The sequence below is a fragment of the Sphingomonas sp. C3-2 genome (assembly GCF_033025475.1).
Lineage (GTDB): Bacteria > Pseudomonadota > Alphaproteobacteria > Sphingomonadales > Sphingomonadaceae > Sphingobium_A.
On record NZ_CP130322.1, the window covers coordinates 2,463,495 to 2,485,739 of the forward strand.

24 protein-coding genes are annotated in these 22,245 nt (G+C 62.9%); 19 read left to right on the plus strand and 5 right to left on the minus strand.

Annotation, left to right across the window (positions count from 1 at the left end; genetic code table 11):
• Positions 1 to 55: 55 nt before the first annotated feature.
• From ftsZ to QYC26_RS11875, 3 genes are all read left to right on the plus strand, one after another.
• Entirely contained in the window at positions 56 to 1,486 is a 1,431-nt protein-coding gene (gene ftsZ / locus QYC26_RS11865; protein WP_317512434.1) for a cell division protein FtsZ, read from the plus strand.
• A gap of 118 nt (positions 1,487 to 1,604) precedes the next feature.
• Positions 1,605 to 3,197: a tetratricopeptide repeat protein gene (locus QYC26_RS11870; RefSeq protein WP_317512435.1), complete on the plus strand. Its 1,593-nt coding sequence runs from the start codon at positions 1,605 to 1,607 to the stop codon at positions 3,195 to 3,197.
• Positions 3,194 to 4,357 (plus strand): deoxyguanosinetriphosphate triphosphohydrolase, encoded by a 1,164-nt coding sequence (locus QYC26_RS11875; RefSeq protein WP_317512436.1) that lies wholly within the window; start codon positions 3,194 to 3,196, stop codon positions 4,355 to 4,357. The genes QYC26_RS11870 and QYC26_RS11875 overlap by 4 nt, the downstream gene beginning before the upstream one ends.
• Positions 4,358 to 4,484: 127 nt before the next feature.
• On the opposite strand, the gene QYC26_RS11880 is transcribed toward QYC26_RS11875, so the two are convergent.
• Positions 4,485 to 4,838 (minus strand): hypothetical protein, encoded by a 354-nt coding sequence (locus tag QYC26_RS11880; protein WP_317512437.1) that lies wholly within the window; start codon positions 4,836 to 4,838, stop codon positions 4,485 to 4,487.
• A gap of 292 nt (positions 4,839 to 5,130) precedes the next feature.
• Here QYC26_RS11880 and argS point away from each other — a divergent pair, with 292 nt between their 5' ends.
• The 8 genes from argS to tatC all read left to right on the plus strand — a co-directional run bounded on the left by argS (position 5,131) and on the right by tatC (position 11,602).
• Positions 5,131 to 6,858: an arginine--tRNA ligase gene (gene argS / locus QYC26_RS11885; protein ID WP_317512438.1), complete on the plus strand. Its 1,728-nt coding sequence runs from the start codon at positions 5,131 to 5,133 to the stop codon at positions 6,856 to 6,858.
• On the plus strand, positions 6,858 to 7,604 hold the full coding sequence (locus QYC26_RS11890) for an SPOR domain-containing protein (RefSeq protein WP_317512439.1): 747 nt from the start codon (positions 6,858 to 6,860) through the stop codon (positions 7,602 to 7,604). Before argS ends, QYC26_RS11890 begins: the two co-directional genes overlap by 1 nt.
• Before the next feature lie 47 nt (positions 7,605 to 7,651).
• On the plus strand, positions 7,652 to 8,659 hold the full coding sequence (gene nagZ, locus QYC26_RS11895; protein WP_317512440.1) for a beta-N-acetylhexosaminidase: 1,008 nt from the start codon (positions 7,652 to 7,654) through the stop codon (positions 8,657 to 8,659).
• Positions 8,656 to 9,420, plus strand: coding sequence for a ScpA family protein (locus QYC26_RS11900; protein ID WP_317512441.1), 765 nt, complete (start codon positions 8,656 to 8,658; stop codon positions 9,418 to 9,420). The genes nagZ and QYC26_RS11900 overlap by 4 nt, the downstream gene beginning before the upstream one ends.
• A complete protein-coding gene (scpB, locus tag QYC26_RS11905) occupies positions 9,417 to 9,995 on the plus strand; it encodes an SMC-Scp complex subunit ScpB (RefSeq protein WP_317512442.1) in 579 nt (192 codons plus the stop codon). Before QYC26_RS11900 ends, scpB begins: the two co-directional genes overlap by 4 nt.
• Positions 9,996 to 10,076: 81 nt before the next feature.
• Entirely contained in the window at positions 10,077 to 10,319 is a 243-nt protein-coding gene (locus QYC26_RS11910; RefSeq protein ID WP_317512443.1) for a twin-arginine translocase TatA/TatE family subunit, read from the plus strand.
• Between the two features lie 48 nt (positions 10,320 to 10,367).
• Complete coding sequence (gene tatB, locus QYC26_RS11915) at positions 10,368 to 10,844, plus strand: Sec-independent protein translocase protein TatB (RefSeq protein WP_317512444.1); 477 nt, start codon at positions 10,368 to 10,370, stop codon at positions 10,842 to 10,844.
• On the plus strand, positions 10,841 to 11,602 hold the full coding sequence (gene tatC / locus QYC26_RS11920) for a twin-arginine translocase subunit TatC (RefSeq protein WP_317512445.1): 762 nt from the start codon (positions 10,841 to 10,843) through the stop codon (positions 11,600 to 11,602). Before tatB ends, tatC begins: the two co-directional genes overlap by 4 nt.
• 62 nt (positions 11,603 to 11,664) lie before the next feature.
• On the opposite strand, the gene QYC26_RS11925 is transcribed toward tatC, so the two are convergent.
• From QYC26_RS11925 to QYC26_RS11935, 3 genes are all read right to left on the minus strand, one after another.
• Positions 11,665 to 11,793, minus strand: a complete 129-nt coding sequence (locus tag QYC26_RS11925) for an Entericidin EcnA/B family protein (RefSeq protein ID WP_317512446.1) — start codon at positions 11,791 to 11,793, stop codon at positions 11,665 to 11,667.
• A 297-nt stretch (positions 11,794 to 12,090) separates the two neighbouring features.
• On the minus strand, positions 12,091 to 13,506 hold the full coding sequence (locus QYC26_RS11930) for a sensor histidine kinase (protein ID WP_317512447.1): 1,416 nt from the start codon (positions 13,504 to 13,506) through the stop codon (positions 12,091 to 12,093).
• A gap of 201 nt (positions 13,507 to 13,707) precedes the next feature.
• On the minus strand, positions 13,708 to 13,941 hold the full coding sequence (locus tag QYC26_RS11935) for a NepR family anti-sigma factor (RefSeq protein ID WP_317512448.1): 234 nt from the start codon (positions 13,939 to 13,941) through the stop codon (positions 13,708 to 13,710).
• 202 nt (positions 13,942 to 14,143) lie between these two features.
• On the opposite strand from QYC26_RS11935, the gene QYC26_RS11940 reads away from it, so the two are divergent.
• Together QYC26_RS11940 and QYC26_RS11945 are read left to right on the plus strand one after the other, a co-directional pair.
• A complete protein-coding gene (locus QYC26_RS11940) occupies positions 14,144 to 14,935 on the plus strand; it encodes a response regulator (RefSeq protein ID WP_317512449.1) in 792 nt (263 codons plus the stop codon).
• A 251-nt stretch (positions 14,936 to 15,186) separates the two neighbouring features.
• The gene (locus QYC26_RS11945) at positions 15,187 to 15,843 is read left to right on the plus strand and encodes a sigma-70 family RNA polymerase sigma factor (RefSeq protein WP_411197595.1); all 657 of its coding nucleotides are present in this window, start codon (positions 15,187 to 15,189) and stop codon (positions 15,841 to 15,843) included.
• A gap of 35 nt (positions 15,844 to 15,878) precedes the next feature.
• Here QYC26_RS11945 and QYC26_RS11950 read toward each other — a convergent pair whose 3' ends face one another.
• Positions 15,879 to 16,016, minus strand: coding sequence for a hypothetical protein (locus tag QYC26_RS11950; protein ID WP_317512450.1), 138 nt, complete (start codon positions 16,014 to 16,016; stop codon positions 15,879 to 15,881).
• Between the two features lie 103 nt (positions 16,017 to 16,119).
• Here QYC26_RS11950 and QYC26_RS11955 point away from each other — a divergent pair, with 103 nt between their 5' ends.
• From QYC26_RS11955 to xth, 6 genes are all read left to right on the plus strand, one after another.
• Positions 16,120 to 18,822: a bifunctional [glutamine synthetase] adenylyltransferase/[glutamine synthetase]-adenylyl-L-tyrosine phosphorylase gene (locus tag QYC26_RS11955; protein WP_317512451.1), complete on the plus strand. Its 2,703-nt coding sequence runs from the start codon at positions 16,120 to 16,122 to the stop codon at positions 18,820 to 18,822.
• Positions 18,819 to 19,286 (plus strand): peroxiredoxin, encoded by a 468-nt coding sequence (locus tag QYC26_RS11960; protein WP_317512452.1) that lies wholly within the window; start codon positions 18,819 to 18,821, stop codon positions 19,284 to 19,286. The genes QYC26_RS11955 and QYC26_RS11960 overlap by 4 nt, the downstream gene beginning before the upstream one ends.
• A 7-nt stretch (positions 19,287 to 19,293) precedes the next feature.
• Positions 19,294 to 20,073 carry a ferritin-like domain-containing protein gene (locus QYC26_RS11965; protein WP_317512453.1) on the plus strand — a complete coding sequence of 260 codons (780 nt, stop codon included), beginning with the start codon at positions 19,294 to 19,296 and terminating at the stop codon, positions 20,071 to 20,073.
• Positions 20,074 to 20,212: 139 nt separating this feature from the next.
• Positions 20,213 to 20,950, plus strand: a complete 738-nt coding sequence (locus tag QYC26_RS11970; RefSeq protein ID WP_317512454.1) for a M23 family metallopeptidase — start codon at positions 20,213 to 20,215, stop codon at positions 20,948 to 20,950.
• A 59-nt stretch (positions 20,951 to 21,009) separates the two neighbouring features.
• Complete coding sequence (erpA, locus tag QYC26_RS11975) at positions 21,010 to 21,345, plus strand: iron-sulfur cluster insertion protein ErpA (protein WP_317512455.1); 336 nt, start codon at positions 21,010 to 21,012, stop codon at positions 21,343 to 21,345.
• A 70-nt stretch (positions 21,346 to 21,415) separates the two neighbouring features.
• On the plus strand, positions 21,416 to 22,189 hold the full coding sequence (xth, locus tag QYC26_RS11980) for an exodeoxyribonuclease III (RefSeq protein WP_317512456.1): 774 nt from the start codon (positions 21,416 to 21,418) through the stop codon (positions 22,187 to 22,189).
• The last annotated feature ends 56 nt before the right edge of the window (positions 22,190 to 22,245 follow it).

The window sequence follows — 22,245 nt, forward strand, 5'->3', positions numbered from 1 at the left end:
ACAAGAGTCAAGTGACATTCGCTTCGCCCGTAACGGAGCTTGGGGAGATAGGTAAATGAGCATCGAATTCATGCCGCCCGAGGTCGATGAACTGCGCCCTCGCATCAGCGTTATTGGCGTAGGCGGCGCGGGCGGGAACGCCATCGCCAACATGATGGCAAGTCAGGTTCAGGGCGTCGATTTCATCGTCGCCAACACCGACGCGCAGGCGCTCAACGCGTCGGTCGCGGAACGTCGTATCCAGCTGGGTCTCAAGATCACCCAGGGTCTGGGCGCAGGCTCGCGTCCCGAAATCGGCCGTGCGGCCGCCGAAGAAACGCTCGAGCAGATCGAGCGCGCGCTTGACGGTGCACATATGTGCTTCGTTGCGGCGGGCATGGGCGGTGGTACCGGCACGGGGGCGGCGCCGGTGATCGCCAAGGCCGCGCGCGATCGCGGCATCCTGACCGTGGGCGTCGTTACCAAGCCGTTCAGCTTCGAAGGCGCGCGCCGCATGAAGTCGGCGGAAGCGGGCATTGCCGAGCTGCAAAAGCATGTCGACACGCTGATCGTCATCCCCAACCAGAATCTGTTCCTGATCGCCAATGCGAACACGACCTTCAAGGAAGCGTTCCAGATGGCGGACGAGGTTCTGCAACAGGGCGTGCGCGGGATCACCGACCTCATGGTCATGCCTGGCCTCATCAACCTCGACTTTGCCGACGTCCGTTCGGTGATGAGCGAGATGGGCAAGGCGATGATGGGCACCGGCGAAGCCGAAGGCGATGGCCGTGCGATCGAGGCCGCCGAAAAGGCGATTGCCAACCCGCTGCTCGACGGCGTGTCGATGAAGGGCGCCAAGGGCGTCATCATCTCGATCACCGGCGGCGAAGACATGCGCCTGATGGAAGTCGACGAAGCGGCGAACCACATCAAGGAACTCGTCGATCCCGATGCGAACATCATCTGGGGTTCGGCGTTCAACAACAATCTCGACGGCAAGATTCGCGTCTCGGTCGTGGCCACCGGTATCGAGGCCGAAACCTCGAACCAGCCCGAACCCGCTCGCGTCTTCGCCTTCCCCAACGCGCGCAGCACCGCGCAGCCCGAAAAGGCAGCACCTGCACCGGCACCCGAACCGACCCCCGTGGTCGAGGCGCCCGAGCCTGTTGCCAAGGCACCCGAGCCGGTGCTCGAAGCACCGCGCGTCGAGGAACCCGCAGCCGAGGCCGACGAGCTTCTGCTCGACAGCGCCCGGATCGTCGAGCCGGCCGAAGAACCGCTGGAACTTAAGGTCGAGGCGCCCGAACCCGCCGCCAAGCCCGGCTGGTCGCTCGGTGGCCAGCCCGAGGAACGCGCTCCGCGCGTGTCGACCGGTGGCGGCACGCTGTTCGAACGCATGTCGAACATCGCGCGCGGCGCGGCCAAGGCACCTGAAGATCAGGCCGCCGGTCGTACCGATCCGCTCGATATTCCGCGCTTCCTCAATCGCCAGAACAACCAGTAAGGTGTGATGCGATTTCGGGACGGTGCCGCCGGCTCAGCCCCGGTTGGCACCGTCTCGGCGTTTTCAGGGGGCGCCGTTCAGGTGCGGTTGCCTTGGTGAGGGGATATAGCTGCCCGCGATGACCTATTCCCGATTTTGCCGTTTGCGGGTGCTGCTTCCCGTTCTTCTGATCAGCGCTGCCCCCGTGGCGCTCCCGGCCCAGACCACGACGCCGGAGATGGCGGGGCGGGCGCTTTCCGATCATCTCAACACATTGTCGACCAGTCCGCAGAATCTGCGGGCGCTGCTGGGCGCGGGCGAGGCGGCGCTCGAGCTTGACGATCCCAATGGCGCGATCGGCTTTTTCGGCCGGGTCGAGGAAATCGATCCGCGCAATCCGCGCGCCAAGGCCGGGTTCGGCCGGGCGCTGCTGATGCTCGAAAAGCCGCGTGATGCGCTGCGCCTGTTCGATCTGGCGGTGGATTACGGCATGTCCGAAGCCAGGATCGCGGGCGATCGCGGGCTGGCCTATGATCTGCGCGGCGATCAGCGCCGCGCCCAGCGCGATTATGCGCTGGCGCTCAAGCAGGAAAACGACCCCGAAGTCGTCCGTCGGCTTGCGCTGTCGCACGCGATTTCGGGCGAGCGTGATCAGGCGCTCAAGCTGATCGAGCCGCTGCTCTACAAGCAGGACAAGGCCGCTTGGCGCGTCCGCGCGTTCATCCTCGCGCTGTCGGGCGATACCGAACAGGCGAACAACGTCGCGCGGCAGGTGATGCCCGGCAATCTCGCGCGTCCGATGGCGCCCTTCTTTGCCAAACTGCCCGGGCTCACCCCCGCGCAAAAGGCGGCGGCCGTGCATTTCGGCCATATGCCCTCCGATGGCCGCTCGGGCGGATTGCTCTACGCGCAGAACGATGCCGCGCCGACCTCGCCCGCGCCGCCGGCACGAACCACCGCACCCGCCGCCGCGCAGACGCGCGTCACCGGGCGCGAACGCACGTCGCGTGGCCGGGGCAGCCTCGCCTCGGTCACGGCGGCGCAGCAAAATGCACGGCTGGCGGCGTCGGAAACGCCGAGCGGCGCACCACCCGCGCCCGTGCTCAAGGCCGATACGCAGGGCGTGCTGATGGCACGTCCGGGTGCAAAGCCTTCGCCCGCCGCCACCGCCGCCGCGTCGAGCCGCCTTGCCGCGATCGTCGGCTCGCTGGAGCTGGAAACGCCGGTGATCGTCGCGCCGCCGCGCCCCGCTTCGGCGCGCGAGGCCAATGCCGTCGCCGCCGCGCAGGAAGCGCGGCCTGCCGCCGTCCCGCCCAAGCCGGTCGAGGCCAAGCCCGCGCCGAAACCGGCCGCCAAGCCGGCAGCCAAACCCACCGACCCCAAGCCCGACGCGAAGAAGCCACCGGTCAAGAAGGCGCCCGAAAAGCCTGCCGAGAAGAAACCCAAGGTCGACCCCAAAAAGGCCGAGCCTGCGCGCCTCTGGGCGCAGATCCTGACCGGGGCGGACAAGGCCGCGCTCGCGCGTGATTATGATCGGCTGGTGAAAAAGGCACCGGTCGCGTTCAAGGGCAAGGGCGTATGGACCGCCGATTATGGCAAGTCGAACCGCCTGCTGATCGGGCCGTTCGCCACCGCCAAGGCGGCGCGCGATTTCCTCGACAATGCCAAGGTCGACGGCTTCGTCTGGTCGAGTGCGGCGGGTGAGGCCGTGGAAAAGTTCCCGGCGAAATGACGCTTGCGCCCTATGCCTGTCATCCGGCGCAGAGCCGCGGCCGGTTGCATGCCGAACCGGGCGGCGCGGCCCGTGGACCGCGCGATGCGTTCCAGCGTGATCGTGATCGGATCATCCACTCGATCGCCTTTCGCCGACTGCGCCACAAGACGCAGGTCTTCCTCGCGCCCGATGGCGATCATTTCCGTGTCCGGCTGACGCACAGCCTTGAAGTGGCGCAGATCGGCCGCGCGATTGCGCGTGCGCTGGGCGTCAACGAGGATCTGACCGAGGCGCTGTGCCTGGCGCACGATATCGGTCATCCGCCCTTCGGTCATGCGGGCGAGGATGCGCTCGAAGCCGCGCTCGCGGGGGCGGGGGGCTTCGATCACAATGCGCAGACGCTGCGCACGCTGATGCGCCTCGAAATGCCCTATCCGCATTGGGATGGCCTCAATCTCAGCTGGGAAACGCTCGAAGGTCTCGCCAAGCATAACGGCCCGATCTACGAACCCGGCTGGGCGATGCGCGAGGCTGATGCCGAATTCCCGCTCGATCTCACCAGCCATGCCTCGATCGAGGCGCAGATCGCCGCGCTCGCCGACGATATCGCCTATGATAATCACGATATCGACGACGGGATACGCGCGGGGCTGTTGACGCTTGATCAACTGATGGCGGTGCCGATGGTGGCCGAGGGTTGGGCCGATGTGCAGGCGCGCTGCGGCGGCCGTGCGCCCGATCGGTTGCGGTCCGAGCTTGTCCGCTCGCAGATCGGCCGGATGGTCAATGATCTGCTCGACGAAACCCGGCGCTGCATCGCCGAATCGGCTGTCGAGACGGTCGAGGATGTGCGTGCCGCAGGGCGCGCGCTGGTGCGTTTTTCCGACGCGATGCGCGAGGCCGAACGCGGGCTGAAGGCGTTCATGTACGCCAATCTCTATCACCATCCCGCCCAACTGGCCGCCGCCGATTTCGCGCGCCGGATCGTCGCCGGGGTGTTCGCTGCCTATGCCGATGATCCCCGCCTGCTGCCCGAGGATTGGCGCGCGGCGCTGCCCGAGGCGGAGCCCGCGCGCAGCCGCCATATCGCCGATTTCATCGCGGGCATGACCGATCGTTATGCGGTCGCCCGCTACCGCGAACTGGTGGGCGAAGTGGCGCTGCCCGAGGGGTTCTGAGGCGCTGAAAATCTGAAAGCGCTAAAGCCAGATACAGGCAGGCCCATCCCGGCGTATGCCGGAATGGGCCTTTGAATGTTGGGGCGCCTGCTCGGGCGGCGGGCCTCAGGCCGTGCCGCCTGAAGGATCAGTCCGCAGCAACAACCTGCTTGTCGACGCCGACAAGGCGTTCGACCTGGGCGGTGCGGAACGAGACCGGCACGCCGTTCGAGGTGCCGCTGACCTTGTCGCCACGCACGACGAGGCGGAAGGGCGCGTTGCCGGGAAAGCGGCGGCCCGAAACAACCTGGCGATCGCCCTTGGCTTCGGCCTTGTAGACATAGGTGTAGCCGTCATGCTCGAAACGGGTTTCGGCGGCGGCGGGAGCAGAAGCCGCAACAGCGGCGGCGGCGGTGGCGATAAGCAGCGTGCGCATCGATAGTCTCCATTGCTGGAATGTCGATCCGCGAACCCGGCTGTCGACATCCTTCATCGACGTCATTTATGTTGCTCTGCACCATTATCTCGCAAACGCAAAAAATGCAGCGCCAGTTGCAAGATTCTCAATCGTTTTGCGTAGTGTTCCAACGCCTATTTTCCGAGATCATTGGGTGTTTCTAAATTTCCTTTGCCCTTTCATCGTCTTGTGTGCGGTGCAGCGACGCAGCGAGGCGTATGCGCAAGAGACAGGCGGCGCGGTGCCCCTTGGAGATAAAGCGACGCGCGCTCCTTCAAATCCCGCGAGCGATGCTCTAAAGCCGCAGCTTTCCCGATTTTGAAACCGGATAGCAGACGTGACCCTTTACGCCCGTTTCGCCGCGCACATCGACGCGGTGCTCGACACACTTGTTGCCGCAGGCGAACTGCCGGCCGGTCTCGATCGCAAGAATGTGACGGTTGAACCGCCGCGCGATGCCTCGCACGGCGATCTGGCGACCAACGCCGCGATGGTGCTGGCAAAGCCTGCCAAGACCAATCCGCGCGCGCTCGCCGAAAAGCTCGTTAAGGGCCTTGGCGCGCTTCCCGAAGTGGCCAGCGCCGAGATTGCCGGGCCGGGCTTCATCAACCTGCGTCTGACCGAAGACACCTGGCGCGACGAATTGCGCGCGATCGACAAGGACGGCGATGATTATGGCCGCTCGGCGTTGGGGCAGGGCGTTACCGTCAATGTCGAATATGTCTCGGCCAACCCCACCGGCCCGATGCACATGGGCCATTGCCGGGGTGCGGTGGTGGGCGATGCGCTGTCGTCGCTGCTCGAATATGCCGGCCACAAGGTCATCCGCGAATATTATGTCAACGATGCCGGCGGCCAGGTCGATGTGCTCGCGCGCTCGACCCATCTGCGCTACCGCGAGGCACTGGGCGAGGATGTCGGGGCGATCCCCGAGGGGCTTTATCCGGGCGAATATCTGGTGCCCGTTGGCAAGGCGCTCGCCGCGGAATTTGGCGATCGCTATGTAAGCGCGCCGGAGGCCGATTGGCTCGCGCTGTTCCGTACCCGCGCCGTTGCCGCGATGATCGTGATGATCAAGGACGATCTCGCGCTGCTTGGCATCCATCACGATCTCTTCTCGTCCGAGGCCGAGCTTCAGGCCGCAGGCAAGCCCGAGGCGGCCGAGGCGTGGCTGCGCGAACGCGGTCTTGTCTATGACGGCGTGCTCGAAGCGCCCAAGGGCGAAACGCCCGAGGATTGGGAGCCGGTCGAACTGCCGCTCTTCCGCTCGACCCAGTTTGGCGACGATCAGGATCGCCCGATCAAGAAGTCGACCGGCCAGTGGACCTATTTCGGCGCCGATCTCGCCTATCACTTCCAGAAGGCGCAGAACGCCGATCAGCTGATCGACATCTGGGGCGCCGATCATGCCGGCACCGTGAAGCGCATTCAGGCCGCTGTCGCCGCGCTTACCGAGGGCAAGACGCGCTTCGACGTGAAGCTCGTTCAGATGGTCCGCCTGCTGCGCGCGGGCGAACCGGTGAAGATGTCGAAGCGCTCGGGCAATTTTGTGACATTGGCCGATGTCGTGCGCGAAGTGGGCAAGGATGTGGTGCGCTTCACCATGCTCACCCGCAAGGCGGATGCGCAGATGGATTTCGACTTCGCCAAGGTGGTCGAGGCGTCGAAGGACAATCCCGTCTTCTACGTCCAATATGCGCATGCGCGTATCCGTTCGGTGAACCGCAAGGCCGCCGAGGCGGGGATCACCTGCACCAGCGCCGATCTCGATCTGCTCGACGCCGATGAACTCGCGGTGGTGAAGCTCGCGGCGCAGTTCCCGCGCATCGTGGAAAGCGCCGCGCTCGCTCGCGAACCGCACCGCGTCGCCTTCTACCTGTTCGATCTGGCGGCCGCATTCCACTCGCTGTGGAATATGGGCAATGATCGGCCCGAACGCCGCTTCCTCGTCGCAGACAATGCGCCGATCACCTGTGCGAGGCTTTTCCTCGCCAACGCGATCGGGCAGGTTATCCGCAACGGCCTGGCGATCATGGGGGTGGCCGCCGTCGAGGAGATGCAGTGATGGGCAATATGCAGCGGGGCGGGCTGGATCTCAGGGACGAGGACCGCTTGCCCTGGCTCGAGGCTGTTGGTGAATTCGAGGCCGATCGCGGTGGATCGACGATGAAGATGGCGGGCGGCGTAATTGCCGCCCTCGTCGCGCTGGGCGTCGTGATTGCCGGTGTCTGGTGGGTGAAGAATCGTGCCGTCGGCACCGGCGGCGATGGCTCGCTCATTCAGGCGCAGCCGGGCCCGTACAAAGTAAAGCCCGAGGAACCGGGCGGCATGGATGTCGAGGGGCGCGGCGATGCTGCCTTTGCCACCAGCGCCGGTGCCGAGGCAACCGGTCTGATCGACACCAGCGCGCTGCCCGAAGCGCCCGTGCAGGGCACTGTGATCAAGGGTGCGGTTGAAACGACCGAGGCTGCCCCGGTGGCAACCGCGCGCGTGGCCGAAGGGGGGCGTCTGCCCAAGCCTGCAAGCGCCTCGGCTGCTGCATCGATGCCCCGTCCGGTGGGCGCGCGTCAGGGCGGCTCGCTGATCCAGCTCGGCGCCTATGCCAATGAATCGAGCGCCAATGCCGCGTGGAACCGGATGATCAAGCGCTTCCAGTTCCTGGCCCCGCTCGAAAAGTCGATCGTCGCGGTAAAGCTTGAGGACAAGACGCTCTATCGCCTGCGCGCCAATGCCGGCACCGATGCGCAGGCTGCCGATCTGTGCGGCCGCTTGAAGGTGGCGGGCGAAAGCTGCCTGATCGCCACCAATTGACGGCGCGGCCTGATTCCGGCCCATGAATATGAAGGTTTAGGATTGCGATGAAGCCGGTTATCTACGGTCTTGAGGGCCTCGAACTCAGCGCCAATGAACGCAGCTTCTTCGCGGAAGCCCGGCCCGCCGGCTATATCCTGTTCAAACGCAACTGCGCCGATCGCGCACAGTTGCGCCGTCTCACCGATTCGCTGCGCGCCATCGACGGGCGCGCCGATCTGCCGATCCTGATCGATCAGGAAGGCGGCCGGGTCGCACGGATGCGCCCGCCCGAATGGCCCGAATTTCCTGCCGCCGGGGCGCCCTTCGGCGCGCTCTATGATGTGGCGCCCGTCTCCGCGATCGAGGCCGCCCGCGCCAATGCGCAGGCGCTTGCGCTGACGCTGGCGGAGGTCGGGGTCACCGTTGATTGCCTGCCATTGCTCGATGTCCGGCAGGAAGGCGCCTCGGACGTGATCGGGGATCGTTCCTTCGGCTCCGATCCGATGCGTGTCGCGGCGCTTGGCCGCGCCGTGCTTGACGGGTTGCGCCGCGGGGGCTGTGTCGGGGTGGTCAAGCACATGCCGGGCCATGGCCGCGCGCTGGTCGACAGCCATCTGAAGCTCCCGGTGGTGGATGCCGATGCCGAGGCGCTCGAGGCTGATCTTGCGCCCTTCATTGCGCTCAAGGACGCGCCGATGGCGATGAGCGCGCACATTATCTACAAGGCATGGGATCCGGATCGTCCCGCTACCATCTCGCCGATCGTGATCAACGACATTATCCGCGATCGGATCGGGTTCGATGGTCTGCTAATGACTGACGATATCGATATGAAGGCGCTGGCGGGCACCGCGGGCGAAAAGGCGGCCGCTGCGGTTGCGGCGGGCTGCGATCTTGCGCTCGATTGCTGGGCGCGGATGGACGAGATGATCGATATCGCCAACAGCCTTGACGATATCCGCCCCGAATCGCGCGCGCGGCTCGATCGGGCGATGGCCAGCCTCACTCCCGATCCGCAGGGCGATCTCGCCGCGCTGGTCGCCCGACGCGACGCGCTGCTGTCCTACGCATGAACGGCGAACTCTTTTCAGAAGAGGAACTGCCGCAAGCCGGGCCCGAACGGCTCAACCTGAGACTGCACAGCTGGGAAGGCCCGCTCGACCTTCTGCTCACGCTCGCGCGCGTTCAGAAGGTCGATCTGCGCGAAATCTCGATCCTCGCGCTCGTCGAACAATATCTCGATTTCCTGAACGAGGCGAAGGCGCTCAAGCTCGAGATCGCCGCCGATTATCTCGTGATGGCCGCCTGGCTCGCCTATCTCAAATCCTGCTTGCTCCTACCGCGCGATCCAACGGTCGATCCCAGCCCGGAAGAACTCGCGCTCCGCCTGCAATTGCGCCTCCAGCGGCTCAACGCGATGCGCGAGGCGGGCGCGCGGCTGGTCGGGCGCGATCGGCTGGGACGCGACGTCTTTGTCCGCGCCGCGCCCGAAGGGCTGCGCACGGTCCGCACCCATTTGTGGCAGGCGAACCTCTATGATCTGATTTCGGCCTATGGCGCGGTGAAGGCGCGTAGTGTGCCGGTGTTCCATCACGTCCAGCGCCGCGCGGTGATGACGCTGGAGGAAGCACTCGAGCGTGTCGAACGTCTGCTCGGCGAACGGATCGACTGGATCGCGATCGAACAGTTCCTGCCGGACGGGGCCGATCCGCAACTGCGGCGCTCGGCACTGGCATCGAGTTTTCTGGCGGCGCTTGAACTGGCCAAGCAAGGGCGGGTCGCGCTGCGGCAGGACGGGGTGTTCGCGCCCTTATATGTGAGGGGAACCGCATGAACCCGCCCGACGATATCCTGCGCGCGGTCGAAGCGGTGTTGTTCGCTTCGGAGCAGCCGCTCGCGCTTTCCGAGATTCAGCTCTTTGTCGGGCAGGGGAACGAGGTTAAGCGCGCGCTTGGTCGCCTGCAACAGGACTATGCCGGACGGGGCATTGAGCTGGTCGAACGCGGCGGGCGCTGGCATTTTCAGACCGCAGCCGACATGTCGCATTTGTTGCGGCGTTCGCGCGAGGAGCCGCGAAAGCTGAGCCGCGCGGCGATCGAGACACTGGCGATCATCGTTTATCACGAGCCGGTCAGCCGCGCCGAGATAGAGGCCATTCGCGGTGTCCAGATATCAAAAGGGACGCTTGATGTGCTGATGGAGGCGGGCTGGGTGAAGCCGGCGGGACGGCGCGAGGTGCCGGGCCGTCCGCTCATCTATGCCACGACCGCCGATTTTCTCAGCCATTTTGGGCTCGCCAGTCGGCGCGATCTGCCGGGAATCGATGATTTGCGTGCCGCAGGGTTGCTAGATCCCGTCGATCTCGCCATGGCTGAGCTTGATCTGGAAAGCTCGGACGATACCGATTAAATAGATGGTCTGTCATCAATTCTGCACGAAACCGTAGCAAAGGCGCACCTGAACAAGGTTTTGTGAATTGGGAGAAATTTTATGGGTGGTCTGAGCCTGTGGCATTGGCTCGTTGTCGGCATCGTCGTGCTGTTGCTCTTTGGAAAGGGCCGCTTCTCCGACATGATGGGCGACGTGGCAAAGGGCATTAAAAGCTTCAAGAAGGGCATGGCTGAGGAAGACGAGGCCGCTCGTCCGCAATCGCGGATTGAAAACCAGACGCCGATCGACGTCACGCCGGAACGCGAAAAGCGCCCTGCGGGTGATGATCGCCCTGCGAACTGATCGCCATTGCCTTTTAAAGCCTTGAACCATCAGGACTAGCAGTACGGCATGTTCGACATCGCTCCGACCGAATTGTTGTTGTGCGCGATCGTCGCGCTGCTGGTGATTGGCCCCAAGGATCTGCCCAAGGCGATGCGCACGGTGGGTTATTGGGTTGGCCGGGTGCGCGGTATGGCCCGCCATTTCCGAACCGGTTTCGACGCGATGGTGCGCGAAGCCGAGCTCGAGGAAATGGAAAAGAAATGGGCCAAGGAAAATGAGCGGATCATGCGCGAGCATCCCGTTCAGCCCGAAGGCCCGGTGGTGGAAGGCACTGCAGGCCAGTCCGCTGCTCCGAATGCATCGATATTGCCCGAGCCGGGACCGCGTCCCTCGACGTCGGGCACGGCGGCGGGCGAGGATACGCCTCCGCCTCCGACATTGACCGAGAAGCCGGAGATCAAGCCGGAACCTTCTTCGGCAGGGCAATTGGATTTCGGACTTGAACCGGATGCGCCCGGCAACGACCAGGAAAAGGCGCGATGAAGGATATCGACGACAGCCGCGCGCCCCTGCTCGAGCATCTGATCGAATTGCGTCAGCGCCTGCTCTGGTCGGTCGCGGCTCTGCTTCTCGGCTTTTTCGTCTGCTTCTATTTCGCGCGCGAGATATTTTCTTTCCTCGTCCAGCCGCTGGTGGCGGCGGGGCAGGGCAAGATCATCTACACGCAGGTGTTCGAGGCTTTCTTCGTCCAAGTGAAGGTCGCATTCTTTGCGGCTGCGATGCTCGCCTTTCCCGTGATCGCGTCGCAGCTTTGGCAGTTCGTTGCACCCGGTTTGTACCGTCAGGAAAAGCGGGCGTTGTTACCGTTCCTGCTGGCGACGCCGCTATTATTCTGTGCCGGTGCGGCGCTTGCCTATTATTTCGCGGTGCCGGTGGCGCTGCGTTTCCTGCTCGGCTTCCAGGGGGATCTGGGCGGTATCCAGCAAGAGGCCTTGCCTGCAGTCGGCAACTATCTGTCATTCATCATGCAGTTCGTGATGGCGTTCGGGATCGCCTTTCTCACGCCCGTTCTGCTGATGTTGATGGAGCGTGCCGGCGTCGTTACGCGCAGCCAGCTTGTTGGTGCCCGGCGTTACATGATCGTCGTGGCGTTCATTATCGCGGCGGTATTCACCCCGCCTGATGTCGTGTCGCAACTGATGCTCGCGATCCCGCTGATCCTGCTTTACGAAATGACGCTGGTCGCGATCTGGTTCACCGAAAAACGGCGAAAACGCGCGATCGTGGCCGTCGAGGACTGAGCAAAAAGAAAAGGGCGGGGTTCCCCCCGCCCTGTCGCGACCGTAGAAATACAGCCGATTGGTCAGTTGACAGCGCGTTCGCCCGCGCGACCCACCGACTTGATGTCGTCACCAACGCCCTGCACGGTATTGCAGGCCGAAACCATCAGCGTCCCTGCGATAAGCGCCAAGGCCAGGCATTTGCGAACCATGAATTATCTCCGGATCAAATATGTGCTGCGCAGCCTAGGACTGCGGGCATCGGCCACGCAAGTCCCCGGCGAAGGATGCGGACCGAAATGATCCACCTCCCCAGAATCAATGAGGCCCGAACATGCCACCGGGGGGGAGGGGGTTGGCATGTCCGGGCCCTTGTCTTGGATAGCGAGAGCGGGGGGGCAAAAGGTCACTATCCGAATAACAGAACACTGCGTGCAGGCCTTGGTTCCGCAACTCGTCGAAATTTTTTTGGAGAGTAGGAAACGCCCGCGCAGATGTGGAGAAATTGCTCAGTAAGCGGTGCTGAGTAGCTTCACGGGTAGCTCAATCGCGAACCGACCAATCTGTTGATCATGATCGAGCGGGGAACGCAGCTGCCGGGACAAACCTTGAAGAATCCGCCCGAACCTGCCGTTGAGCCGCGCTTCGAGCGCTTCGCACATAACAAACGCTTCTGATATGATGCCAAGCTGGGCGATCTCGCCTTCGCCGATCTGCAGATTGATTGTGATGGGCGCCCCGGGCATGCACTCCATCGCGATCTCGATCAATTCGGTAAGCAGGAAGGCGACAGGGACAGCGATGTCCTGTGACGCGTAGCACGGGATCACATCGATACTGATCGCGGGCACGATCTCGCCATCGGGCACCGATCCGCGCAAGTTCTGCGCCAGTTCGCCGATCAGCTTGCGTAGCTCGACGCCGTGATTTTCCTCGAGTTCGGCAAAGTGATTGCGGTGCACCACCGAAAGCGCATCGACACGCCGCTGGATGGATGCGTAAGCGCGCGATACAGCCATGCTCTCCGCGCTGCGTGCGTGCAGGTTGATAAGGCTGGCAATCACCTGAAGATTGTTCTTCACGCGGTGATGAACCTCGCGGGTCAGCTTGGTCTGCTTTTCCAGGCCGTCGGCAAGTGCAGCTTCGTGGCTGGCAATCATCTGGGTGATCGTATGAAAGGTCTCGCCGAGTTGGCGAAGCTCCTCTGCCGAATCGGCATCGCTGTGCGGGTCGAGGATGGTGCCGGGCTGATAGGCGGAAACCTGTCGTTCCAGATCCCGCAAAGGCCGGATCAGCACACGGTCCACCACCAGCCAGCCGATTGCGGCGGCTGCCGCCCACATCAGAACGGGAAGCAGGATCGCCACGAGTTCGGCGGTGCTGAACGGATCGCGCAACAGCGTCATTTCCAGCGACAAGCCGGTGATTCCCACGGGAGTTGCCAGTGTCTCATAACCTGACAGCGTCGGCCGATGACGCAGATCGGCGATCTCGAGCCTTCCCGTGTCCCCAATTAGCGTCAACGCGAAATCATGCCCAAAATCGCCAGGTGATGCGATGTTGGCGAGTGTGCGGCGGCTGTAGATCAGCTTGCCAACCTGAAGGCTGGTGCTGCCCGGCACGGTGACGTTCAGGTGGTCTTCGGTTAATTCGGTTTCTGGGGCGCTGCTTTCACGCAGGCCGAAGGCGCTCGGCCGGGTGCCCGAAAAATCCAGCGCCGCGCAGACAGGCTGGGTGCCCGATCCAAAGATCGCAAAGGGTGCGGCGGATCCCCCTTGTGCCGCCATGATGCTCGATAGCCGCATGCAGATCGAAGGATCTTCGGGGTCGACCTCGATCGCTTCCATCGCGACACGGATTGCCGAAATGTCCGAGGCGATTGTCGCCGATAATTTGCGGGAGCTTTCGTTGAGCGCAATGCGCATTTGCGCCTGTTTTTCGAGATCGGCGGTTCGGCTGGATTGCAGCGTTGCAAAAAAGGCAATCATTGCCAGCGGCAACAGCGCGAGGCTGAGTGCAGTGAACAGCTTGAACCCCGTCGAAAGGCGGGAAATTCTGAACAGGCGGAGGAAATTTATACGCGGCGTACGTCGCGTGCCGCTCGCTTTCGCTGCGGCCATGCGGGGTCAGCCAAGCTTGCTGAGAAGATCGAGCATTTCGGACGGAATCGCTTCGTCAACGGTCTTTTGATAAACCGTACGCAACGCCTTGCCGAGGTCGCGTTCACCGCCTGCGGCCGCATTTGTCGCGCCTTTTGCGGCCGCGCGCTGCGGCTTTTCATCACCCTGTGGTTTCTTCGTGGTTGACGGCACCGGCGGTGGATCCCCCTGAACGCGCAATTTGCTAAGCTTGGTCTGCACTGTCTCTCTGGCCGAAAAATGTCAGATGATCAAATATAAGACGGAAGCGGAACAAAATCCCGCTTGGGATGAAACCAAAAACTTGATGGTTGGTTCCATCGGGTAATCCATTGTCGGGTGCCATCATCGGTTATGGCAAGGCGGGGTTGCCAAGTCGCGGACGACCGCCCACACATATGTCATTTGAAGGAGCTTTTCATCGATGTCGCTTGGTCAGCAACTGGCGCCGCACCTTCCCTTTCTCCGTCGTTATGCGCGCGCCCTGACAGGCAGCCAGTCTCACGGGGATGCTTATGTACGCGCTGCGCTGGAAGCCATTGTCGGTGCGCCCGATCAGTTTCCCCGTGATGTTGATCCCCGTCTTGGGCTCTACCGAACTTTCCAGGCGATCTGGAATTCGGCGCAGGTCGAGGTGGATGATGCCGCTGCTGCTGCAGCCGGTGAGGCGGTTGCGCAGGCGCGTCTGGCGAAGATCCCGTCGATTGCGCGCCAGGCCCTGTTGCTGACAGCGATGGAAGGCTTCACGACCGAGGATGCAAGCTATCTGATCGGTGAGGCACCCGACCAGGTTGAGGCATTGGTGGCTGAGGCGCTGACCGAGATCGAACGGCAGACACGTACTGAGGTTTTGATCATCGAGGATGAACCCATCATCGCGATGGATATTGAGACGATCGTGCGCGATCTGGGGCATGAGGTAACCGGGGTTGCGGTGACCCGCGATGAAGCCGTGGCACAGGCAATGGCGCGCCGCCCCGGTCTTGTCCTTGCCGATATCCAGCTGGCTGACGACAGCAGTGGCATCGATGCGGTGAAGGATATTCTCGAAAAATTCTCGGTGCCGGTGATCTTCATCACTGCCTTCCCCGAGCGTCTGTTGACCGGCGAGCGGCCAGAGCCGACCTTCCTGATCACCAAGCCTTTCCAGCGTTCAACAGTAAAGGCAGCGATTGCCCAAGCCTTGTTCTTTGACGAGGCGACGGTTCCTGCCTGAATGGGTTCCATTCATGACAGGCGCGGAACTGTCTCGGAATTGCAGCGTTAATTTGCTGACATGCCTAAAACAGCACCGGGAATTTGTGTGAGGGGACCAAGCCAAAAACTTATGCTATCCTGCTGGGCAGCGGGATTTTGAGGCCACTAGGTGGACCCGTGTCGCGTGATGGCGCGGGCCCTGTTTATGGTAACGCGCGCAGTGCTTCCGGGCCGGGGACGCGCGCTGGGGACATGATGGAAAATACCTCGATGTCGTTGAATAAGTCGTCTGCCAAGGCCGATATGGACAATGACGGGGCGACCGAACCGGTGGCGCACGAGGCGCTGAGTGACGATGCGTTCAAGACCGAACTTGCAGGGGTCATCCCGCATCTGCGCGCCTTTGGGCGCTCGTTGTCTGGCAATGCCGATGTGGCGGACGATCTGGTTCAGGAAACGCTGATGAAAGCTTGGGCGGCGCGTCAGCGTTTTCAGGCCGGAACCAATATGCGTGCCTGGACCTTCATCATTCTGCGCAATCTCTATCTGTCCCAGATGCGGCGCGCCCGTTTCAAGGGCGAATGGGACGATCTGGCTGCGGACAAGATCCTTGCGGCTCCCGCCAGCCAGGATCGACATGTCGAACTCGCTGACCTTCAGCGGGCCCTGATGCTGCTGCCCCAACCCCAGCGCGAAGCCCTGATTCTCGTCGGCGCCGGTGGTTTCGCCTATGAGGAGGCGGCCGATATATGCGGCGTGGCGGTCGGCACGATCAAGAGCCGCGTCGCGCGTGGGCGCGTCGCGCTTGAGCAGATCATGACTGATAATGTGCTTCAACCACGCAGCACCGATGGTACCGATAATGGCGGGCGCAGCGCGCTTGAGACAATCATGGAGCAGGTGGACCAGTTAAGCCGCGACCGCTGATCCGCTTGTTGATAGCGGCCAGCGGTAAAATGCGGCTAGAGCAGTTTGTCTAAAAGCTTCTGCATGTCCTGCGGGGTGCCGTTAACGCCGCCCCGAAAAGCCTTACGCAACGCCTGGCCAATACCATCGGCCTTGTGCGGGCGTGCAACCAAGGTCTGGCCGCCCGTCATCATTGATCGTGATCCTTTTGTTTCTACCATGAAGGAATAACGTCGCGCGGGGCTGCGAGTTGCGTGGCGATTGTCTTTTGTGCGCGACTGCCTTTAAGGCAGAGGCATGGATGTCACAGCCGCCATCGACGATGCGCTGAAACGCGCCGAGGCCCATGCGCCTTTCCTCCGCCACTTGATGGAGCGGAACCCCGAATTGGTTGATTGCCTGCGCAGCGAAGGCGTCGGCGCTGCCATGGAGGTCGCGCGTCGAAGGGCCGCCGAGGAAGAGCAGGTTGGCCGCTCGCTCCGGCTTGAGCGGCAGGGGCTCGCGCTTGTGCTGGCGGTCGGCGATCTGGCCGGGCTGTTGCCGTTCGAGGAGGTCGTGCACGCCCTTTCCGACCTCGCAGACAGCGCGCTCGACCGTGCCATTCGGGCCGCCATTGCCGAGCGCACGCCGGATGCCGAACCGCGCGGCTTTGCCGTTCTGGCGCTGGGAAAACATGGCAGCCGCGAACTCAACTATTCGTCGGACATCGACCCCATCCTGATCTTCGATCCCGAAACGCTTCCGCGCCGGGGAAAAGAAGAGCCGGTGGAGGCGGCCGTCCGCATTGGTCGTCGCGTGGTGGAATTGTTGCAGACGCGCGATGCCGATGGTTATGTTTTCCGCGTAGACCTTCGTTTGCGCCCGTCGCCAGAGGCGACGCCCATCGCCCTGCCGCTGAATGCCGCGATTTCCTATTATGAATCGAGCGCATTACCCTGGGAGCGTGCGGCATTCATCCGCTCGCGTGCCTGTGCAGGTGATATCGCGCTTGGCACTGAATTCCTGGACGCCATTCGGCCCTTTGTGTGGCGGCGTGGGCTTGATTACGGTGCGATTGGTGAGATTCGCGGTATTTCGCGGCGTATCCGCGACCATCACGCGCAGGGACAGGCATTTGGCCCGGGGTTCGATCTGAAACGTGGTCGGGGCGGCATTCGGGAAATCGAGTTTTTCGCGCAAATTCATCAGCTTATTTATGGTGGCCGTGAAACGTCACTCCGCGTGCCGGCGACGCTCGATGCGCTGAAGGCACTGGCGGATGCCGGCCGGATCGAGGCTGACGTCGAGGACGTGCTCAGCCACAGTTATCGGCTCTACCGAACGATCGAACACCGGCTGCAGATGGTGGACGATCAGCAGACGCACAGCCTGCCGCGGGATCTGACGGCGCTGGATGGGGTCGCACGCTTGCATGGCCTTGCCGACGGCGCCGAACTCCAGACGCTTCTGGCCGGGCCGGTGGAAACCGTCGGGCGGATTTATGACAGCCTCGATGACGAGGCCGAAGATGGGCAGGCGCTGCCCGCCGATGCCGATCGGCTCGAAGCCCGGCTGGCGGAAGCTGGATTTCCTGATGCGAAAGCCGCGCTTGCACGCGTACAGCGCTGGCGGGATGGGTCGGTGCGGGCGCTGCGAACAGACGCCGCGCGCTCTGCGCTGGAAAGTGTATTGCCGCATCTGATCAACGCCATTGGCCAGTCGCCCGATCCGAATGGAGCCCTTAATCGGTTCGATGATGTCATCGGTCGTTTGCCGAGCGCGCTCAACCTGTTCCGCTTGCTTGAGGCACGACCGGCACTGGGCAGGCTTTTGGCCGACATTCTGAGCCACGCGCCGACGCTTGCCGAGCAACTGGGGCGCCGTCCCGAACTGCTCGATGGCCTGATCGATGCAAGCGCGCTTGATCCGGCGCCGTCGGTCGCCGCGTTGGAGGCGGAATTCATACGTTGCGAACGCGGTGCGGACTATCAGCAGATGCTAGATCTCGTTCGCCAGAAGGTGAACGAGCGCCGTTTTGCCCTGGGCGCCCAGATCATCGAGGGGGCGAGCGATCCGATCCAGGTTGCCGAAGGCTATGCGCGTGTCGCCGAAGCGGCGATCAATGTGCTTGCAGCGGCCGCCACGCGCGAATTCGAAAGCGCGCATGGCCGTGTGCCAGACAGTGAAATGGCAATCATCGGGCTTGGCCGTCTTGGCGGCGGAGCGCTCACCCATGCCTCAGATCTAGACCTCGTCTATGTCTTTACCGGCGGGCATGAGGCCGAATCGGACGGGCGCAAGCCGCTGGGCGCGGTGCAATATTACAACCGCCTCGGCCAGCGCATCACCGCTGCGCTGTCGGTGCCGACGGCGTCTGGCCCGCTTTACGAGGTGGATACCCGGTTGCGTCCTTCTGGCGCGCAAGGGCCGCTGGCGGTTTCGCAGTCCGGTTTCGAACGCTATCAGCGCGAAAGCGCGTGGACCTGGGAGCATATGGCGCTGTGCCGGGCACGCGTCGTCTTTGGCTCAGAAGCTGCACGCAGTTCGCTGTCGGCCAGCATTGCCGGGATTTTGTACGAGCCGCGCGACGTTCCCAAGCTGCTTGCCGATGCCGTGAAGATGCGGACGGATATGGCAGCGCACAAGCCGCCTGCCGGGCCGTTCGACGTCAAGCTGATCGAGGGCGGGCTCGTCGATCTTGAATTCTGTGTCCATGTTGCGCAATTGCGTCACCGCATGGCCTTCAACCCGCGCCTGGCCCGGGCCGTGGCTGAGCTTGTGGAAGCAGGGCATATGCCTGCCGGGGTGATCGGGGCGCATGCCTTGCTTGCACGCCTGCTCGTCACGCTCCGGCTCGTTTCGCCGGCATGCGAAGCACCGCCGCCCGCAACCCAGCGTCTCGTTGCACGCGCCTGTCGCACCGAAAATTGGGAAGAACTGGTCGCAGCGTATGACGCGGCGCGCATGGCGATCAAGCAATGCTGGCAACAGGTGGTTGCCGAAGTGGAGGAACTGCAATGACCCTGAACATCGGCGATAGCGCACCCGATCCGGTTGTGACGCTGCCTGATGGCAGCGAAAGCCCTATCTCCGCATGGCGGGGCAAACCGCTCGTGCTGTATTTCTACCCCAAGGATGACACGCCCGGCTGCACCACCGAGGCCAAGGACTTCACCGCGCTGGCGGACGAGTTTGCGGCGGCTGGCACGCAGATTTTGGGCATCTCCAAGGACACGCCCGCCAAGCACACCAAGTTCATTGCCAAGCATGAACTGAAGGTCGAACTCGCCAGCGATGTCGATGGCAGCGTGTGCGAAGCCTTCGGCACCTGGGTGGAAAAGAGCCTTTATGGCCGTAAATATATGGGCATAGACCGCGCCACCTTCCTGATCGACGCCGAGGGCAAGATCGCTCAGATCTGGCGCAAGGTGAAGGTGAAGGGGCATGCCGAGGCAGTGCTCAAGGAAGCGCAGGCGCTCGGCTGATCTGACCATGGTGGAATTGGGACAGGCGATCCGCGAGGCGCTACTCACGGCGTCTCCGGCGGAGAAGGTGCGTCGCGCGCGCGCATTGGCCCGGCATTGGCGCATGGGGATGCTCGATCACCGCTTTTCGGCGGTGATGCCCGATCGCCCGGCGCGCCCGGCTCGGCCCGAACTGTTGCCACCCAACCAGATGCCCAAGCGTGGCAAGGGCGGAAGCGAGCGGGGAAGGATCGCGCTCCTCCATGCGCTGGCCCATATCGAATTCGTCGCGATTGATCTGGCGCTCGACATTGTCGGTCGGTTCGGTCGTGATTTCCCGCAGAGTTTTGCCGATGACTGGCTGCGCGTGGCGGGCGACGAGGCCATACACTTCGCTCTGCTCGACCGGCGCCTCAAGGCGCTCGGCAGTCATTACGGGGCCTTGCCCGCGCATATCGGATTGTGGGAGTCGGCAACTGAAACCGCGTTCGATGCCCGTGCCCGGTTGGCGATCGTGCCGATGGTGCTGGAAGCGCGCGGACTGGATATCACCCCGATGACGATCGAGCGCTTCCGCAATGCCGGCGACGAGGCGTCGGCGCGCATATTAACACGTATTATGACGGACGAGATTCGCCATGTCGGCGCTGGGACGAAATGGTTCCTCTGGTCGTGCAGCCGCGACGATTCGAACGCCGTCGAAACGTGGAAAGTGCTGGTAAAGCGCCATTTTCGCGGCGAGCTTAAGCCTCCATTCAACGACTCAGCGCGGGCGTCAGCCGGTTTAACGCAGGAATTCTATAAATGACTTGTGGAAAGCCCCCGGCCTTTTCACAACGCTGACAGCACTAAGGGCGGGGCAAACAGCCCAGTGTAAATAAGTAATAGCACGCTGGTCGCGATCGGCGTTTTCGAATGGCCGAGCTGGGGGTCGTATGAGCGTGAACATGTATATCAATAACGTCCTTGCCCGATCCGGGTTCCGCACCAAGATCATGGCTGTGGCAATCGCCGCTGCACCGCTGCTGAGCGCGAATGCCGCGCACGCTGCTGGAAGCACCGATGGCACCGCGGTTGCGGCCGCCGCAGCTGCCGCGCCCGCCGCCGGTGGAATTTTCGAACGCGCTGCCCCGTCCAACGAAAACGCTGATCCTCAATATCGTTCGCTCTTCCTGTCGTGGAAGAAGCTTGACCAAGTTGGCGCGCAGGGCGGGGTATCGATCCCGTCGCAACGCCCCGTCTCGGATCTGAATTTCTCCAGCAATTTCGGTTTTCGTTCGGATCCGTTCCGTGGCAGCCGCGCAATGCACGCTGGCGTCGACATCCCCGGTCCGGTGGGCACTGCAATCTATGCCACCGCCGACGGTGTTGTCGGGCGCGCCCAGCGCCTGGGTGGCTATGGCAACTATATTGAAATCGAACATGGTCAGGGCATCCAGACCCGTTACGGTCACCTTTCCGCCATCCTCGTTGCGCCTAACACCCGCGTTAAGCGTGGTCAGCTGATCGGCCGCATGGGTTCGACCGGTCGTTCGACCGGCAGCCATCTTCATTACGAAGTCCGCCTGGACGGCCGTGCGGTCAATCCGCTGCCCTTCCTCCAGTCGTCGGACTATCTGCTGGCGCTGCAGCAGACGGAAACGGGCGCCACGCGCATCGCCATGGGCGGCCCGGACAAGGAATAAGGAGAGGAACGGGGCCGGTGCGGTTGTCGCCGGTCCCCAACCGCACTATCTCCTGCTCTATGAGCGAACCTCTTCCTATTGAACTGACCCAAGCCGCTGCAACCCGCGTTGCAGCCATTGCCGCACGCCAGGGCAAGCCCGCGATCCTGCGTCTCGCGGTCGACGGCGGCGGATGTTCCGGTTTCCAATATCGCTTTGAACTGGCTGAAGGTGTTGAGGAAGACGATGTCACCGTTTCGCGTGACGGCGTCAGCCTTATCGTCGATTCGATCAGCCTTGATCTCGTGCGTGGATCAGCCGTGGACTTTGTCGAATCACTGGGCGGTTCGGCCTTCCGCGTGACCAACCCCAATGCGGCCTCGGGCTGCGGTTGCGGGTCTAGCTTCGCAATCTGAGGGCATTCTGTCGGCGGCGGAATGAAAGCGCGGGCTGACAGGTGCCTGCGCTTACGCTACCCCGAGCGTCATGAAAATCGTCACCTACAATGTGAACGGGATCAAGGCCCGGCTGCCGCGTCTTCTTGAATGGCTGGAGGAAACCGGCCCGGACATCGTCTGCCTTCAGGAATTGAAGAGTTCCGACGAAACCTTCCCCGAAAAGGATATTCGATCCGCCGGCTACGGTGCTGTCTGGCACGGGCAAAAGGGCTTCAACGGCGTGGCGATCCTTGCGCGCGGCGTCGACCCGGTTGAGGTGCAGCGCGGGCTGGAGGGGGAGCCGGAGGACGAACATAGCCGTTATATCGAGGCCGATGTCATGGGGCTGCGCGTCGCCTCCATCTATCTCCCCAACGGCAATCCGCAGCCGGGGCCGAAATTCGATTACAAGCTGCGCTGGATGAAGCGGCTGCACGACCGGGCACGCCAGATACTCAGCGAAGAAGTGCCTGCCGTGTTGGCCGGTGATTACAACGTGATCCCCACCGATTCCGACGTGTTCTCCGTCCAGGCGATGCAGGATGATGCCCTGATGCAGCCGGAAAGTCGCGCAGCCTATCGTGCGTTGTGTTTCCAGGGCTGGACCGATGCACTACGGACGCGCCATCCCAATGGCGGCGTATGGACCTTCTGGGATTATCAGGCGGGCTGCTGGCAGCGTGATGCCGGGTTCCGCATCGACCATCTGCTGCTCAGCCCGCAGGTTGCCGACCGTCTGGTCGATGCCAATGTCGACCGGGAATATCGTGGGCGTGAAAAGGCGAGCGATCACGCACCGACCTGGGCAACACTGCGCGATTGATATATTACCCGGGTAATATTGACTCTATTTTACCCGGGTAATAATTCGGTGTCCGA

What these genes read in the sequence shown, in the direction of transcription:
- ftsZ (WP_317512434.1), top strand. Translation starts at nt 56, where the DNA reads ATGAGCATCGAATTCATGCCGCCCGAGGTCGATGAACTGCGCCCTCGC.
- QYC26_RS11870 (WP_317512435.1), top strand. Translation starts at nt 1,605, where the DNA reads ATGACCTATTCCCGATTTTGCCGTTTGCGGGTGCTGCTTCCCGTTCTT.
- QYC26_RS11875 (WP_317512436.1), top strand. Translation starts at nt 3,194, where the DNA reads ATGACGCTTGCGCCCTATGCCTGTCATCCGGCGCAGAGCCGCGGCCGG.
- QYC26_RS11880 (WP_317512437.1), bottom strand. Translation starts at nt 4,838, where the DNA reads ATGACGTCGATGAAGGATGTCGACAGCCGGGTTCGCGGATCGACATTC.
- QYC26_RS11890 (WP_317512439.1), top strand. Translation starts at nt 6,858, where the DNA reads ATGGGCAATATGCAGCGGGGCGGGCTGGATCTCAGGGACGAGGACCGC.
- nagZ (WP_317512440.1), top strand. Translation starts at nt 7,652, where the DNA reads ATGAAGCCGGTTATCTACGGTCTTGAGGGCCTCGAACTCAGCGCCAAT.
- QYC26_RS11900 (WP_317512441.1), top strand. Translation starts at nt 8,656, where the DNA reads ATGAACGGCGAACTCTTTTCAGAAGAGGAACTGCCGCAAGCCGGGCCC.
- scpB (WP_317512442.1), top strand. Translation starts at nt 9,417, where the DNA reads ATGAACCCGCCCGACGATATCCTGCGCGCGGTCGAAGCGGTGTTGTTC.
- QYC26_RS11910 (WP_317512443.1), top strand. Translation starts at nt 10,077, where the DNA reads ATGGGTGGTCTGAGCCTGTGGCATTGGCTCGTTGTCGGCATCGTCGTG.
- tatB (WP_317512444.1), top strand. Translation starts at nt 10,368, where the DNA reads ATGTTCGACATCGCTCCGACCGAATTGTTGTTGTGCGCGATCGTCGCG.
- tatC (WP_317512445.1), top strand. Translation starts at nt 10,841, where the DNA reads ATGAAGGATATCGACGACAGCCGCGCGCCCCTGCTCGAGCATCTGATC.
- QYC26_RS11925 (WP_317512446.1), bottom strand. Translation starts at nt 11,793, where the DNA reads ATGGTTCGCAAATGCCTGGCCTTGGCGCTTATCGCAGGGACGCTGATG.
- QYC26_RS11930 (WP_317512447.1), bottom strand. Translation starts at nt 13,506, where the DNA reads ATGCGCATTGCGCTCAACGAAAGCTCCCGCAAATTATCGGCGACAATC.
- QYC26_RS11940 (WP_317512449.1), top strand. Translation starts at nt 14,144, where the DNA reads ATGTCGCTTGGTCAGCAACTGGCGCCGCACCTTCCCTTTCTCCGTCGT.
- QYC26_RS11945 (WP_411197595.1), top strand. Translation starts at nt 15,187, where the DNA reads ATGTCGTTGAATAAGTCGTCTGCCAAGGCCGATATGGACAATGACGGG.
- QYC26_RS11950 (WP_317512450.1), bottom strand. Translation starts at nt 16,016, where the DNA reads ATGATGACGGGCGGCCAGACCTTGGTTGCACGCCCGCACAAGGCCGAT.
- QYC26_RS11955 (WP_317512451.1), top strand. Translation starts at nt 16,120, where the DNA reads ATGGATGTCACAGCCGCCATCGACGATGCGCTGAAACGCGCCGAGGCC.
- QYC26_RS11960 (WP_317512452.1), top strand. Translation starts at nt 18,819, where the DNA reads ATGACCCTGAACATCGGCGATAGCGCACCCGATCCGGTTGTGACGCTG.
- QYC26_RS11965 (WP_317512453.1), top strand. Translation starts at nt 19,294, where the DNA reads ATGGTGGAATTGGGACAGGCGATCCGCGAGGCGCTACTCACGGCGTCT.
- QYC26_RS11970 (WP_317512454.1), top strand. Translation starts at nt 20,213, where the DNA reads ATGTATATCAATAACGTCCTTGCCCGATCCGGGTTCCGCACCAAGATC.
- erpA (WP_317512455.1), top strand. Translation starts at nt 21,010, where the DNA reads ATGAGCGAACCTCTTCCTATTGAACTGACCCAAGCCGCTGCAACCCGC.
- xth (WP_317512456.1), top strand. Translation starts at nt 21,416, where the DNA reads ATGAAAATCGTCACCTACAATGTGAACGGGATCAAGGCCCGGCTGCCG.